Annotated in this window: 15 protein-coding genes; 8 read left to right on the plus strand and 7 right to left on the minus strand. The window is 58.6% G+C overall.

The genetic code is table 11. The features are described 5' to 3' along the window. The 3 genes from CA51_RS18165 to CA51_RS18175 all read right to left on the minus strand — a co-directional run bounded on the left by CA51_RS18165 (position 1) and on the right by CA51_RS18175 (position 2,736). Positions 1 to 1,053 carry a GHMP family kinase ATP-binding protein gene (locus tag CA51_RS18165; RefSeq protein ID WP_145122637.1) on the minus strand — a complete coding sequence of 351 codons (1,053 nt, stop codon included), beginning with the start codon at positions 1,051 to 1,053 and terminating at the stop codon, positions 1 to 3. A gap of 87 nt (positions 1,054 to 1,140) precedes the next feature. Beyond that, on the minus strand, positions 1,141 to 1,494 hold the full coding sequence (locus tag CA51_RS18170; RefSeq protein ID WP_145122638.1) for a DUF952 domain-containing protein: 354 nt from the start codon (positions 1,492 to 1,494) through the stop codon (positions 1,141 to 1,143). Positions 1,495 to 1,497: 3 nt separating this feature from the next. Then, on the minus strand, positions 1,498 to 2,736 hold the full coding sequence (locus CA51_RS18175; protein ID WP_197451280.1) for an amidohydrolase family protein: 1,239 nt from the start codon (positions 2,734 to 2,736) through the stop codon (positions 1,498 to 1,500). Between CA51_RS18175 and CA51_RS18180 the strand changes: the two genes are divergently transcribed. The 3 genes from CA51_RS18180 to CA51_RS18190 all read left to right on the plus strand — a co-directional run bounded on the left by CA51_RS18180 (position 2,730) and on the right by CA51_RS18190 (position 4,720). Further along, positions 2,730 to 3,404: a DNA-3-methyladenine glycosylase gene (locus CA51_RS18180; protein ID WP_231745769.1), complete on the plus strand. Its 675-nt coding sequence runs from the start codon at positions 2,730 to 2,732 to the stop codon at positions 3,402 to 3,404. The genes CA51_RS18175 and CA51_RS18180 overlap by 7 nt on opposite strands. Before the next feature lie 368 nt (positions 3,405 to 3,772). After that, on the plus strand, positions 3,773 to 4,147 hold the full coding sequence (locus CA51_RS18185) for an excisionase family DNA-binding protein (protein WP_197451281.1): 375 nt from the start codon (positions 3,773 to 3,775) through the stop codon (positions 4,145 to 4,147). A gap of 21 nt (positions 4,148 to 4,168) precedes the next feature. Beyond that, a complete protein-coding gene (locus CA51_RS18190; protein ID WP_231746205.1) occupies positions 4,169 to 4,720 on the plus strand; it encodes a PIN domain-containing protein in 552 nt (183 codons plus the stop codon). Between the two features lie 217 nt (positions 4,721 to 4,937). Here the strand turns inward: CA51_RS18190 and CA51_RS18195 are convergent, their stop codons facing one another. Next, positions 4,938 to 6,197 carry an outer membrane protein assembly factor BamB family protein gene (locus CA51_RS18195; protein WP_197451282.1) on the minus strand — a complete coding sequence of 420 codons (1,260 nt, stop codon included), beginning with the start codon at positions 6,195 to 6,197 and terminating at the stop codon, positions 4,938 to 4,940. Between the two features lie 209 nt (positions 6,198 to 6,406). Here CA51_RS18195 and CA51_RS18200 point away from each other — a divergent pair, with 209 nt between their 5' ends. Next, positions 6,407 to 7,411, plus strand: a complete 1,005-nt coding sequence (locus CA51_RS18200) for a sugar phosphate isomerase/epimerase family protein (RefSeq protein WP_145099078.1) — start codon at positions 6,407 to 6,409, stop codon at positions 7,409 to 7,411. Here the strand turns inward: CA51_RS18200 and CA51_RS18205 are convergent. Continuing rightward, complete coding sequence (locus CA51_RS18205; RefSeq protein WP_145122641.1) at positions 7,384 to 7,791, minus strand: hypothetical protein; 408 nt, start codon at positions 7,789 to 7,791, stop codon at positions 7,384 to 7,386. The genes CA51_RS18200 and CA51_RS18205 overlap by 28 nt on opposite strands. Between CA51_RS18205 and CA51_RS25930 the strand changes: the two genes are divergently transcribed. From CA51_RS25930 to CA51_RS18215, 3 genes are all read left to right on the plus strand, one after another. Beyond that, the gene (locus tag CA51_RS25930; RefSeq protein WP_197451283.1) at positions 7,790 to 8,011 is read left to right on the plus strand and encodes a hypothetical protein; all 222 of its coding nucleotides are present in this window, start codon (positions 7,790 to 7,792) and stop codon (positions 8,009 to 8,011) included. The two genes, CA51_RS18205 and CA51_RS25930, sit on opposite strands and share 2 nt — an antisense overlap. Before the next feature lie 114 nt (positions 8,012 to 8,125). Beyond that, complete coding sequence (locus CA51_RS18210) at positions 8,126 to 8,986, plus strand: PfkB family carbohydrate kinase (RefSeq protein ID WP_197451284.1); 861 nt, start codon at positions 8,126 to 8,128, stop codon at positions 8,984 to 8,986. Further along, positions 8,970 to 9,644, plus strand: a complete 675-nt coding sequence (locus CA51_RS18215; protein WP_145122643.1) for a ceramidase domain-containing protein — start codon at positions 8,970 to 8,972, stop codon at positions 9,642 to 9,644. Before CA51_RS18210 ends, CA51_RS18215 begins: the two co-directional genes overlap by 17 nt. A gap of 4 nt (positions 9,645 to 9,648) precedes the next feature. Here the strand turns inward: CA51_RS18215 and CA51_RS18220 are convergent, their stop codons facing one another. Then, positions 9,649 to 10,425: a sirohydrochlorin chelatase gene (locus CA51_RS18220; RefSeq protein WP_197451285.1), complete on the minus strand. Its 777-nt coding sequence runs from the start codon at positions 10,423 to 10,425 to the stop codon at positions 9,649 to 9,651. Between the two features lie 122 nt (positions 10,426 to 10,547). Next, complete coding sequence (locus CA51_RS18225; protein ID WP_145122645.1) at positions 10,548 to 11,273, minus strand: platelet-activating factor acetylhydrolase IB subunit; 726 nt, start codon at positions 11,271 to 11,273, stop codon at positions 10,548 to 10,550. A 678-nt stretch (positions 11,274 to 11,951) separates the two neighbouring features. Here CA51_RS18225 and CA51_RS18230 point away from each other — a divergent pair. Next, on the plus strand, positions 11,952 to 14,336 hold the full coding sequence (locus CA51_RS18230; protein ID WP_197451286.1) for an alpha/beta fold hydrolase: 2,385 nt from the start codon (positions 11,952 to 11,954) through the stop codon (positions 14,334 to 14,336). Positions 14,337 to 14,370 lie beyond the last annotated feature (34 nt).

Consider the following 14,370-nt stretch of genomic DNA (forward strand, 5'->3'; position numbering starts at 1 on the left):
CTACTCGATTTCGCACTCATTTGATCCGCATTTGGCGCAGACCGACGCCGGCTTGTTTCGCGCTTGAGTGATTTCGATCTGCAAGCGATTCCCATCGCCGGCCGACAACAGCCGCTGCTGCATCGCTTCGGCCGATTGCTGGTCGGGGCAAAACGCGAAAATCGTCGGTCCCCACGAACTCTGGCCGATGCCTTGGCATCCCGCATCGCGAAGCGTTGCGACAAGAGCTTCCAACTGCGGACCGTTGTAGGCTCCGCCCTGCACCGGAGCGAACAACATCCCCGAGGTGTGGTTGTATCGGGAGACCGATTCGCAAAACGCATCAAAATCGTGAGCGATGATCGCCGGCAGGATCTCGTCGTTCATGATCGCCAACAGCGCATCGCGTTCGGCTGGGGCGGCGGCGGCCAATTGAGCGAAGTGCGCCTGCTCCACGCCGCCATGAACGTGCGCTTTGAACTGGCGAGGCCGAACCAACAAGATCCGCCAGTGGCTCGGAAACGGCTGCGTCGCCGAGAGCCTTCCCAGCGTCTGTCCCTCGGGGATTCCCGATTCAACGACTAACCCGCCGTGCGCAAAACCATGCACTCCGATCGCCGAGCGTCTACCGCGAGCTGCGATCTCCGCCGCCAGTTGTTCCAACGAGATCGGCATTTGAAACAGCGTCGTCAACGCGGTGGCGACCGCTAGATTGATCTGAGTTCCCGAGCCCAAACCGGCGTGCGCGTCGGACGACTGCAGTAATTGCAGATCGCATGGTGGTAGGGCGGTCAAGCCAAAATGGTCGACAAACCGCTGGGCGACTTCTCGACACCGCGATTCGAACTCACCGGCAAATCGAAACCGATCCGAACGGACAGCGCGGACGTGAACGCTAGGTCGGCGAATCATCAGCCCGCAACCGCCATAACAAACGCGATCGACAGGCTGAGTCGATAACAGCCCAAAATGCAACCGGCTGCCCGTGACAACATCCACCCGCTGGCAAGCGACCGGATGGGTGGGCAGGTGCGACGCGCAAGTTGCTTCGGAGCTGGGATCATTGGCTGACATGCCCACAGTTTAAAGTCTCCGCATGTCCCAAAGCTACCCTAGCCAATGGCGAGAGGAACGATTCCCCCAGGTCTCTGCCGATCGATCTCACCACTGCACAGGAAACCGATGCGATCCCGATTCCAGCTGCGGCAATACGGTATGCCGGACGACAGCCTTCAACGGCAGCGGAGCGTACAGATGCGGGAAAAGATCGCCGCCGCGCGAGACCTCCCACCGCAACGCTTCGCCGAGCGAATCGGTGGCCACCTCGGCCAGGCTCAAGTCTCCCTGCCCGGCAAAATGCTTGGCGACCGTCTCTTCCACCTGATGCTCGGCGGAGAAGTGGATAAATCCATCGGCAAGATCGATCGGTGCCCCAAGAAACTGGCCGTCGTTTTGGAAGGCTTGCCACTGCGCCGGCGTCAGAATTTTGTAGATCAATGGATGTGGATCGTTCATCGCTTAAAGTTCTCCAAGAAGATTAGTTGGCTGTGCGTCCAGCAGCGTCTCCCACAGCGAAGCCTCTGTCCGCGCGGCAGTTTTTAATACGAATAATTGGCCATTGGATCCGGACTGCAAGCGACCATAGTTCGGCCGGCCCAACGCGTCAGCTCCCTGCAGCGTCGCCATCGCAACGACGTCACGCGGATCGAGATCCTGCCGATGCAGCAGGAGATGGCGGACCTCGTTCCACAGATCGAGATCGGGATTCGACGCTCGCGAATCGGTTCCCAGAGCGACTCGCACACCGGCGGCCATCAAGTCGGCTACGGGATGTGGTGCATGATCGAAGAAGGCGTGGGTGCGCGGGCAATAGACGACCGACAACCGCTGGCGATGGCTGGCGATCGATTGGATCTCGTCGGCCGAGAGGTAGTTCCCGTGGACCAGCAGCCCACGCGGAGCGGTTGCGACGCGTTGGATCATCTGGTCGATTGAGATCGCCAGCGGATACTGTTCCAGTCCGGGCAGCCCCAGCGATTCGAAGGTCTCCCGCAGCGGACCGTCTCCGCTTTCGATAAACCTTCGCTCTTCGAGCGATTCGGCCAGATGAATCGCCAACGGAATCGAGTGGTTTCGAGCCCTGTCAATGCACGATTCCAATAGCGCCGGTGGGACGGAATAAGGAGCGTGCGGGCTGATTCCAAATTCGATCCGGTCGTTCCCACCATCAGCGATTTGAGTGTCGGCCCAGTCGAGCATTTCCTTGGACCGGCCGGGCGAAAGCCCCAGCACTTCGCAGAAGCCGACGATCCGCAGGTCGCTGCCGCTGGCGAGGCTTTGCTGCGCAGCGACCGCTTCAAAAGGCCACGGCTTCGTTGCGATCTCTCCCAATAGCGCCGTGCCGCCACGGACGACTTCGTCGATCCCCTTGAGTATCGCCGCCGTCCGCTGGTCCTGCGTCAATTGCTGTTGCCGCCGCGCGCGGACGACTTCGGGCAACCAATCGGCGATCGACATCCCCGCGGTCCCGATCGGCGCTGCCAAGTCGGAGAACTCCAGGTGCGTGTGCGCGTTGACAAGTCCCGGCAGGATCGCGGCATCGCCGAGGTCGATCAAATCGGTTTGGCCTTGATAGGGTTCAACCGCCGCGACGCGCCCCTCGACGATCGAGATCACGCCATCGTGGACGACGGGAGAGCAGAGAGGTACGATCCAGCGAGCGCGATATTTTTTTGAGGTCGTGTGGCTTGATGTCATGGCAAGAAATGGGATTTGAAAAACAAACGACAAAGTGGCCGCGGCCGCTGGCCGAATCATTCTACCGCCGCCCGACCGCAATCGTCGCGAGGTCGTTGATCGGAAAGACGCTGTTGCATCGCAGCGACGATCGAATCGTTGGCGGTGTGATCGTGGAAACCGAAGCTTATCTGGCCGATGGCGATCCCGCCTGCCACGCAGCTCGCGGGATGACGCCACGCAACGCGACGATGTTTGGGCCGCCAGGGCGACTGTACGTCTACACGATCCACGCCAAGTATTGCCTGAATGCAGTGACACAGCGAGCGGGCGTCGGCAGCGCGGTTCTAATTCGAGCGATCCAACCGCGTTGGGGCGTGCCGCAGATGCAACAGCGGCGCGGCCAGCAAGCGACCGATCGACTGTGTCGCGGCCCGTCGATGTTGTGCCAAGCGTTGGCGATCGACTTGCAACACGATGGCGTCTGCCTGACCGAAGACTCTTCGATCTGGATCGGCCGCGCCGTGGAGCGGATCGCAACCGAGAGGATCATCGCCGTCCCGCGGATCGGGATCTCGCAAGCGAAGGACCTGCCGCTGCGTTTCCTGTTGCAAGACAGCCCGTTTGTCAGCGGCCCCAAATACTGGCACCGCACCGGCGCTCGATCCCAATCGCCAACAAAGGGTTAGCCATTCGCAACTCAGCAAATCTCAGCCCCCACGCATTTCGACGACGAGTTCCCCCCGAAGCCTGCGACAGGACAATTTGTACGGCATCTGCGCCGAGCAGCGTTGGTCGCCTTTCGCTCCGCGAAAGCGCGGGGCGCAACGCACTTTCGCGGAGCGAAAGGCGACAATCGGACTCATTCTAGCCCCCCAACCTCGTTTCGTTTATTTCGAACATTGCATTTACTGCGAATGCGATCTAAAGTGAACTAGAGGAACAATTTAAGAAGAACGAGGCTGCAACGCTTTGGGAGCCTAACATGAGTGTGCTTGATGAAACGTTTGTCCCATCGGAAACCGATATCGCAAACGCAAAAGAGTTTAGCCGTGCGGTGGCCCGCGACATCGACCCCACCTCGGTCATAACGATCCAATCAACCGGAGACGGCCGGTCGATCGAGGTGCCCAAAAACGTATTCGATGTTTTGGTGAAAACCCTTGCGATCATGGCGGAAGGAAAGGCGTTCTCCTTGATCCCGGTCGACAAGGAATTAACCACTCAACAGGCGGCGGATATCTTGAACGTTTCACGCCCCTTCCTGAGCAAGGTGCTCGACTTGGGCGAGATTCCGCATCGTAAGGTCGGTAGAAATCGCCGGGTCAAATTCTGCGATCTGATCGAATACAAAAAGAAGCAGGAACAGTCGAGCAAAGCGGCATTGCAGTCTCTGGCCGATGAAGCACAGGAACTTGGCATGGGGTACTAGATTTTGTCTGGATTCACTTCGGTGTTGGATGCCTGCGTCTTGTACCCGGCTCCACTTCGCGATTTGCTACTCAGCCTCGCAGCGTCGGGGATATATCGCGCGAAGTGGTCGCAGAAAATTCACGATGAATGGACGCACAATCTGCTGCTGAAACGCCCCGACCTGGATGCCGAAAGATTACGACGAACGTGCGTGCAAATGAATCTGGCAGTTCCCGACAGTTTGGTGACGGAATACGAAGCCTTAATCGATTCGCTCCACCTCAAAGATCCCGATGACCGGCATGTTCTTGCCGTTGCGATCCGCTGCAACGCCGATTCGATCGTCACCTTCAACCAGAAGGATTTTGATGAGGCGGAGCTAAAGAAATATGGTTTGTATACGGAGCACCCAGACGAATTCATTTCTAACATGCTCGAAGTCTACGCCCCCAACGTCCTTGCCGCAGTCCGCGAAATGCGCGCTCGCCTGAAGAACCCACCAGTCGAAGTGGCGGGATTTCTAGAAACACTCCGGCGCCAAGGCTTGCCACAAACCGTGCATATATTGTCTCGATACGCAAGCTCGCTTTAGCACAACGTTATCAAGTCACCACACACGTCCATCTCCTTCTGTCGACCTATGATGTCGAGGAACAGCAAGTTCACCAAAGCGTGTGACGGGATAATCCACGCAGGTCAGTGTTGGTCGCCTTTCGTTCCGCGAAAGTGCGGGGGCGCTACGCACTTTCGCGGAGCGAAAGGCGACCATCGGACAGTGCGGCTTGGCAGTGGCAGGGGGAACGGGGCGCTTATTTTGCGGCGATGCAATAGAGGCGGCGGTCGCTGCGGATCAGGAGCATTCCGGGAGCGGTGGTCGGTGAGGAGCGGAAGATCTCGTCGCTGCCCGAACCGACTCGATTGCGACTGACGATCTCCATCTTGCGGCCGATCTTCAAGACGTTCACCTCCCCCGTATCGCTGAGCATGTAGACCAATCCGCCAGCGAGAATCGGGGAACCCGAATAATTTCCTCCCAACCGTTGCTTGAACAATACGGTCCCATCGTGTGCGTCGTATCCGGTGACGACGCCCGCCATTCCAACTGCGACCAGCGTATCACCAACGAGAATCGGCGATGGGAGATCGCGTCCGCCGCGGCGAGGCGTATGCCACGCCATATGCGTTTCGGTGACATCCCCTCTGCCGCCCGAGCGGACTGCGTAAACGTCTCCCGCTTTTCCATTGACCACGTAAACCAGCCCGTTGCCCACGACAGGCATCGGCGTGCCGCGACCGTTGAACCCGCGACAGTTCCACAGTGGTTGGCCGGTTTGGGGATTGTAGGCATTGATTCCAAATTCACCGTTCAGCAGCAGTTCGGCCCCTTCGGGCGTGACCGACAGCAGCGGCGTACTCCAACCACCTCGAGGCGTATCGGCTCGCGGTTGCCGCCAGCGATCCTGCCCCGTCTGTTTGTCGACGGCTACAAGATAAGAGGCTCCCTGCGCATCGCAATTCTGAACGATGGTATCGCCGACAAAGATCGGCGAAGCACCAATTCCCCAAACGCCCGGAAAGCTGCCCAGTTCGCGCGACCAGAGCGGTTTGCCGTTCATGTCCAAGCAATGCAGACCGCCCGGACCAAAGAAGGCGGCGACGCAGGTGCCGTCGGTGGCACAACTAGGCGAGCCCCAGTTGTTCATCTTGTGAATCTGTTCCCCCGCACCAAGCGCGACGGGCGTGTCCCACAGCAGCTTCCCCGAACGGCGATCGACACACATCACATGTCGCTCGACCGCGCTGCCTTTCTGGACCGCACCGGTCAAGAAAATCTTGTCGTCCCACATCACGGGAGACGAATGGCCGAGAACGGGCAAATCGGTCTGCCACAGGATCGAACTGGCATCCCACTGGACCGGAACGTTGGCATCGGGACTGTGCCCGTCGCCGGTGGGGCCACGGAATTCGCTCCATTGGCGATCCGCAGACCGATCGGCAGCCGATCCAAGGGAGCTCAGGAACAGGCAACTGCTGAGAACCAGCAATGCAAGACAGCGGATATTTTTCATCGATGACTCCTGAATGGATGTCGGGCAGGCGTAGCAAAGGGCTTCCAGTATACAAATTTCAGGGCGAACGAAAGGGACGCCCGCCCCCATGGCCGGCCTCGCCCGTTGATCCGCGTCGGTCGATCCATCACAATACCTGCAAACCGACGGTTCAAATCGTTTGGCCCCCCAACTTATTAGTTAACAAGATTTCTTTCAGGAGCAGATGCATGGCCCGACCAGTCACTCTTTTCACAGGCCAATGGGCCGACCTTGGCATTCAAGACCTGGCTCGCATGTGCAGCGAGTTCGGATACGACGGCATCGAACTTGCCTGCTGGGGCGACCACTTCGAAGTCGACCGCGCCAACGCCGAGGACGACTACTGTGCGAAGAAACGCGAATTGCTGGACAGCCACGGCCTGCAATGCTTGGCGATCAGCGCTCACTTGGTCGGCCAAGCCGTTTGCGACATCATCGACCAACGCCACCAATTGATCCTGCCCAGCTATGTCTGGGGCGATGGCGATCCAGCCGGCGTCAACGAACGCGCGATCGAAGAACTGAAGCAGACCGCGCGGGCGGCGCAGAAGATGGGCGTCAGCGTCGTCAACGGATTCACCGGATCGAGCATCTGGCATCTGCTGTATTCGTTCCCTCCCGTGTCGGCTCAAATGATCGACGACGGTTTTAAGCTGTTCGCCGATCGCTTCAATCCGATCCTGGACGTCTTCGCCGAGTGTGGTGTTAAGTTTGCATTGGAGGTTCATCCGACCGAGATCGCATTCGACATCCACACCGCTCAGCGAGCCCTCGAAGCGTTGGATCACCGTCCCGAGTTCGGATTCAATTTCGATCCGAGCCACTTGATCTGGCAGGGCATGGATCCTGAAAAGTTCATCCGCGCGTTCCCCGACCGGATCTACCACGTTCACGTCAAAGACGCGATCGTCAAGCTGGACGGCACATCGGGCATCCTGTCGAGCCACATCAACTTTGGCGATCATCGTCGCGGTTGGGATTTCCGATCGCCAGGTCGCGGCGGCGTCAACTTCGAAGAGATCATCCGCGCGTTGAACGACATCGATTACCAAGGACCGCTGTCGATCGAATGGGAAGACAGCGGCATGGAACGCTGCTTCGGAGCGACCGAAGCTTGCAAGTTCACCAAAGAGTTGGACTTTGCTCCCAGCGGACGCGCGTTCGATCAAGCGTTTGAAGACGGCAACGCGTAGCCCTCGGGTAACACGCCCTCTTCACAGCGCTGTCCACCGGGGCAGCGCATCAGATAGCTGACCGATAACAACTGAACCCCCGCGATCAACGCGGGGTGCAGGCTGGCGACAAAGTCGACGCAGGCGGTCAGCGCCGGCAGCGACCGATTGTCCGGCGTCACCGCAGCGGTCTCGGCAAGCAGAGATCGATTCCAATAAGCGGTGTTCTCCCAGCCCCGATTCGTGCGACGCCAACCGTCGGCGACCACGCGATACGAATCTTCTCGCGCCATCGGCAACTGAGGTCCCGACGCTTCGGTCGGATGGCCGATCGCTAAGAGCAAGAAGATGAGGAAGGTCATTTCGGGATGCGAGGGTTGGAAGGGAGGGGAATGACGCATGGCTGAAGAAGCAGCCAGCGTGCCAACGCCGCCTCAACCTAATCCCCTTCGAAATGCAACCGGTTGCAGTGCAACGACTTACCGCATCCGGGCAGCTTGCCACGCCATCGCGGTCGTTGCATTCTGGCAACACTCTGCGGTCCACCTTGGTGCCGAAAAAGCAACGATGATGCGTTGGATCAACACCGCAAAGGTCGCCCGGCAATCGCGGTTCCATTGATTGGTGCGGGGGGCAAATTCTGGTAGGCTTGACGATCGCATTGCTGACAACTTCAACGAGGAATGAACGATTAAGACCTCTCATCCCGAACGCCGACCTCTGATCGTTGGCGAAGTGCTGTTTGATAACTTTCCCGATGGCCAGTCAATCTTGGGCGGGGCTCCGTTCAACGTGGCTTGGAATCTGCAAGGCTTTGGAATGGAGCCGGAGTTTGTCTCGGCGATCGGCGACGACGATGCGGGACGGCGGATTACCGAGCGGATGCAAGCGTGGCAGATGTCGACCACTGGGATGCAAACCAACGAGCACCCGACCGGCGAAGTTCAGGTGCAGTTTCAAGATGGCCAACCGTCGTATGAGATCGTCCCGGACCGGGCGTTCGATTTCTTGAAGATGCCCGAGTTTCCTGTCACCTCGTCCGGGTTTGCCCTGTTGTATCTCGGCAGCTTGGCCAGCCGGAATGCCGTCAGCCGCGACACGATCCGGCAGATCATCGCCGAAAGCGACCTGCCGCGGTTTGTCGACATCAACATCCGCCAGCCATGGTTCGAGAAGAAGTGGCTGCACACGCTGCTGCACGGAGCGCATTGGGTCAAGTTGAGCGATGAAGAGCTTTCGGAATTAACCGACACGCCCTGCAAGACCGCCGACGAAATCCGTGCGGGCGCGCAGCGTTTGGGTGTCGAATATGGCGGGGAGAACTTCTTTGTCACCTGCGGCTCGCGCGGCGCCTACGCTATCACCGGCGGTGAATTGATCGTCGCCGACGCCCCCACTCCCAATCCGATGCGTGACACCGTTGGTGCGGGAGACGCCTTTGCCGCGACGACCATTTACGGTCTATTGAGCGGATGGGATTTGCAACGCACAATCCGTACCGCAACGCGTTTCGCATCGCGTGTCTGTGGGCTCACTGGGGCAACCTCCGACGATGCGACCCTGTACCAATCGGTGAACGATGGACTGGCTACTTGAACCCGCCCGGATGCAGTTTTGTGAACGGACGCTCGACGGACCGATCAAACATCCGGCCGACACGTGGACCAACATCGGTCCGCTGGTCGCCGGCATCTTTATCCTGATCTACGCCAACCGCCCGTTGGAACGACTGCTGGGAGTCGCCGCGATCTGGACCGGCCTCGCGTCGGGCTACTTCCACGCATCCAACACGATCCTTGGCGAGACCTTGGATCTCAGCGGGATGTTCATGTTCATCTTGAGCATCGCCGCGCTGCAACAACACCGCAGCGATCCCAATCGGCCGGGGCAACGGCTGCTGATCGCGATCGTTCTGGTCGGCTCGCTTATCCTGACCGTTCTCTCTTCGTTTTCGACAGCCTTTGCCAGCCCGATGTTTGCCGTGATCGTGGTGATCGTGGTCGCTCGCGGCCTGTACGACAGCATGCTCACCCGCTGGGCCTACGCGATGGTGATCACGTTTCTGATCGCCTGGGGCTTCTGGTGGTTGGACTTTATGCACATCGTCTGCCATCCCGACAACCACATCCTGACCGGCCATGGACTCTGGCATCTGCTCAACGGTGTCGTCTTCTGGTGTGCCTTCCGACACTACCAAAGCACGATGCCAGATCCAGCGACCGAATTAGCGGAAGATCGGCAGCAAGGCGATTAGCTCATCAGTCGATTTCTGCAGCCAATTCGATCAGTGCCTGAGCCAACCGCGGGTCGGGCCCTAGTCGATCGACCGCAATCCAGCGTCGATCCCCATGCCGATCCGCAGCCGCATCGATCATCTGCACTACGCGTTGGTTCAGATCGCCCTGAAACAGCAGGTGCGGCTGGACCACGATCGTATCGATCTCGGGAAGCTGAGCGACTTCGTCCAACACCGAAGCGAGATCGGGCCGTGCCATCGCCACAAACCCTGTGCGAACAACTGCCGGCCGCAGCGATTGACCACGCAATTCGCTGAAGCGATACATCTCTGCCGTTGCGCCGTCGTCCAGACTGCCGCGGCCGACCATCACCAGCGCCGTCCGCGCCAGATCGACTCCGCCCGCTGCATCGATCGCCTGCTGAGCTCGGATCGCCGACAGCTCCAACAATTTGGGATGGCACTGCAACGGCGGCGTCTGCACAAACGGCAGCCCACGCCTCCCGCCGATTGCCGCATCGCAAGCCGCCTGCAACTCCTCGGGGATGTCCCGCTTGGCGTGCCCCGCAGCGAACAAGAGCAACGGCACCGCATAGATGCCGTCGACATTTGATGCGACCATCCGCTGCCACGCCTCGCCGATCGTCGGCTGCTGCAGCTCCAAGAAACAGGCTTCGACAGGTGCCGGAGCGAGCAGTTGCCCCAGCACCGCTCCCAGCTGTAAGAACTCCTTCGTCCCGTCGAGGTCCCGCGTTCCATGGCCTATCAACAGATACCCCGGCCGCGTGCAAGCTTGCATCGCGGCGGGTGAGGCATCATGAGAGACCTGTCGATGCGGGTCCGAGGATTCCGGCGTTTTCAATGTCTTGCCCTTTCGCGGCAATGCGGGGATGAAGAGCGAAAGGGCGGAAAACGAACCGACTATTCGCCCATCAGTTTGCTGACGCTCGGCTCGATCGATTCAGCCCAAATCGTGTAGCCCTGTTCGCTCAAGTGTAGCAGGTCGGGCATGATCTCCTTGGAAAGCGTACCGTCATCGGCGAGGAATTTGTCACCGATATCCAAGAAGAAAATGTTCTTGTTGTCAGCCAGCTTAGCGACGGTCGCGTTGCTGGTTTCGTTCGCTTGACGCTTCACATCGGCTGGCGTCGCACCGCGGGGGAAGGTCGCCAGCAACAGGATCTTCGTTTCGGGAGTCTTCTCACGCAATTGGTGAATGATCGCAGTGACGCCTTCGGCGATCTCTTCGGGCTTGTTGCGGCCGGAGTTGTTGGTGCCGATCATGACAACCGCCAACTTGGGCGAGATCCCTTCCAAGTTGCCATTGTCCAACCGCCACATGACGTGCTGCGTGCGATCGCCTCCGATGCCCAGATTGACAGCGTTTCGATCGCCGTAGAAGTCGGCCCAGACCTTCTTGCCGCGGCCTTCCCAGCCTTGAGTGATCGAGTCGCCGATGAAGACGAGGTCGACGTTCCCCTTGGCAACGCGAGCGTTCATCGATTCGTGACGCTTCACCCAATTCCCGCTGCGCGGCACGGGAGTGATCGCATCGTGCTTGGTTGCGGTGGCTTGAGCGCTCGCTACCGAAGTCAGCATCGCAGCGATCAGGAAACAGGAAACGGAGGTCATTCTTCGCAAGGACATGTTGGTTGGATCCGAGGTTTCGGGGGGAGGGGTAGGGGTCATAAAACGCCCATTTTAGTCGCTCGCGAGGGGCCGTGGAATCGAGTCCCCAAAAACGAACAGCTCACCGCCGCGACAACGTTCAGTTGCTATGCACGTCGTATCGATCCCCACGGCACAAGGAAGCTCGGCGGACGCAGCGCACCAATACAAACGCCATGCCGGACAGTATTGAGTTTGACCATTTGATGCGTTCCGTCTGCTAAGCACGTCCCAATGTATTATTCAGTGAAACCGCAAGCACTTCGGGCCGCGCAGGCATTAGAACGCGGGGCGATGCCCACGCGGTTAAACGCAATACCGTTCAACGAAGGAGCCTCGGACCGTGGAAAGAATTAGCGTCGGGACGTAGTGGACGAGGTTACGAGTCCCAGCGATTTGGTCTGATGCAAAAGGACTCGTAGCCTCGTCCACTACGCTTCGTTGAACGGTATTGCGGTTAAAAGAACAGACTCGTTGTTGGCTGCTTAGCGATACGAAGCATCCAGCTGTGTTGTCGACCAAGCAGCAGCCTTCTTTGCGAACGATGGAAAACTTGGGTAACTCCGAGGCGAGACGCCAGCCTGCCCGAGAGCACCTAAAAATCGGATAGAATGGGAGCCGAGTTTTCTGTTGAGAGTTCCTATGCGAAGGCGGATTATGAAGAGTTTTCAAACGGACTGCGGTGGGTGGACTTGGCTGGCGGTGGTGATGCTGGCAGCAATGTGCTCGCTTCCAGCCCGACATGCTCTGGCTGATACGCCTTTTCGTGTGCACACGCTCAGTTCTGACAGCGAGTTTAGTGCGGCCACGACGATTGACATCGATGGCGACGGCCGACTGGACGTGGTGTCGGGGGCATTTTGGTATCAAGCTCCCAATTGGGATAAGCACACGCTGCGTGACGTGGCGATGATCCGAGGCCGCTTTGACGACTATTCCAACTTGGCCATGGATGTCGACGGCGACGATGACTTGGATATCATCAGCGTCAATTACCGTAGCAAGAGCCTGTACTGGTGCCGCAATCCAGGTCCGGCGGCTATGCAAGAGAACCCGGATTTGCGTTGGGAACAGATTGAGATCGATCGACCAGGCAGTAGCGAGACGGGGCGGTTAGTCGATATCGACGGTGATGGGCACCTAGACATTTTGCCCAGCGGAACCACCTTTGCCGCTTGGTATCGCCTGCAGCCCGCCTCACAATCTGAATCGCAGACAGCCGCTGAAGATGTTAGGTGGCAGCGTTATGACTTGCCTACCGAGCTGATCGGGCACGGCGTGGGGGCGGGCGATATAAATGGTGACGGCCGCATCGACGTCGTGGGACCCGGCGGCTGGGCCCTGGCTCCGCCCGATCCGCTCACTGGCCGCTGGCGGTGGCAGCCCGAATTTAGCCTCGCCCAAGACTGCGGCTTGCCCATCTTAGTGCACGATGTCGATGCGGATGGCGACGCGGATCTGATCTGGTCCCGAGGGCACAATTACGGAGTCTACTGGACGGAGCAAGTTGGAGAGTCAGAATCTTCGTTGCAGGTTATGCCCGGGGTTGAACTGGCTGAACTGGAGCCGCTGATCAGTAGCCGCAAATGGATTACGCATGCAATTGATACGAGCTGGTCGTGTGCGCACACGCTGATACTGGCGGACATCGACGGCGATGGAAAAGATGACTTGGTGGCTGGCAAGCGGTTCCAAGGTCATGACGGGAAGGATCCAGGCGAGAATGATCCATTGCAAATCGCGTGGTATCGCTTTGATAGTAACTCCCGAACTTGGCAAAAACAGATTGCGAGCGTCGCCGCAGACGTTGGAATTGACTTGGATTCCGTCTGTGCGGATATCGACGGGGATGGTGACGTCGACATCCTGGCGCCCAGTCGCATTGGCCTGCATTGGTTAGAAAATTTGAGAGTTGGGCAGGGCTCGGCGGCCAAATTGCTGCAAGACAACGCGGCGCAAGTAGCCAATCCGCCGAGTGGCGAAATCTCGAAGCGGGATGCGAGCCCGACTGCGTTCAACGCAGCGAGCCAGACTCCGGAAGGGACGTTTGATTTGTTGCGGATCGATGCAGCCGATGGAGAAGTGAAGCGGGCTGAGACGCCTATCGCATTTGGGCCACGCCGTCAGCAGATTATTGCGGCGTTTGAATCGATCGCCGGACCGTTGCCCGGACCTCACCACCGCCGGGACTTGGATGTGCACATCTCCAGCGTGGAAAAGACGGATAAATACTGGAGGATCAAACTTTCATTCGCCAGCGACGATGTGAGTCGCGTACCGGCGTATCTCCTTGTTCCTATGCATATTAATGAGCGGATGCCAGCGATGCTCTGCCTGCATCCCACGCATGCGGAACTTGGCAAGTCACAGATCTGTGGCCAGGGAGGGCAGCCGAGTATGTTCTATGCGCATGAATTGGCCGAACGTGGGTTCGTGTGCCTGGCGCCGGATTATCCAAGTTTCGGCGAATACGAATTTGATTTCCAAGCCCATCGTGACTTGTATCCAAGCGGTACGATCAAAGCGGTGTGGGACAACGTGCGAGGTCTCGACTTTCTTGAGAGCTTGCCGTGCGTGGAACGCGATAAGATCGGCGTGATTGGGCATTCCCTGGGTGGACACAACGCATTATTCACGGCGGCTCTCGATGGCCGTGTGCGGGCGGTCGTAACCAGTTGTGGCTTCACCGCTTTGGAGGACTACCGTGGCGGCGATTTAAGTGGTTGGACGAGCGATCGATACATGCCAGCCATCGCAGGCTTTCAGAATGCTACTGAGCTACCCTTCGATTTCGCTGAGCTCCTGGCCACCATTGTGCCACGCCCATTGTTCGTTTCGGCCCCGTTGAGAGACGACAATTTTGATGTCGCAGGCGTACGCAAGTGCGAGGCGAGTTTAAAACCGGTCGTCGAACTGTATAGTCAAATTGAAAAGCCGGGCGATGTGCATTTCGTCTATCCGGAGGCCGGGCATGACTTTCCCCAAGCGGTGCGTGAAGAGGCGTATCAATGGCTCCGCGATGAGATGCGCGGCAAAGACTAAGTCAAGCAAAGCCGATCGCGACAGGGCACTCTTT

This window comes from Rosistilla oblonga (assembly GCF_007751715.1).
In the GTDB taxonomy this organism is placed as follows: domain Bacteria; phylum Planctomycetota; class Planctomycetia; order Pirellulales; family Pirellulaceae; genus Rosistilla; species Rosistilla oblonga.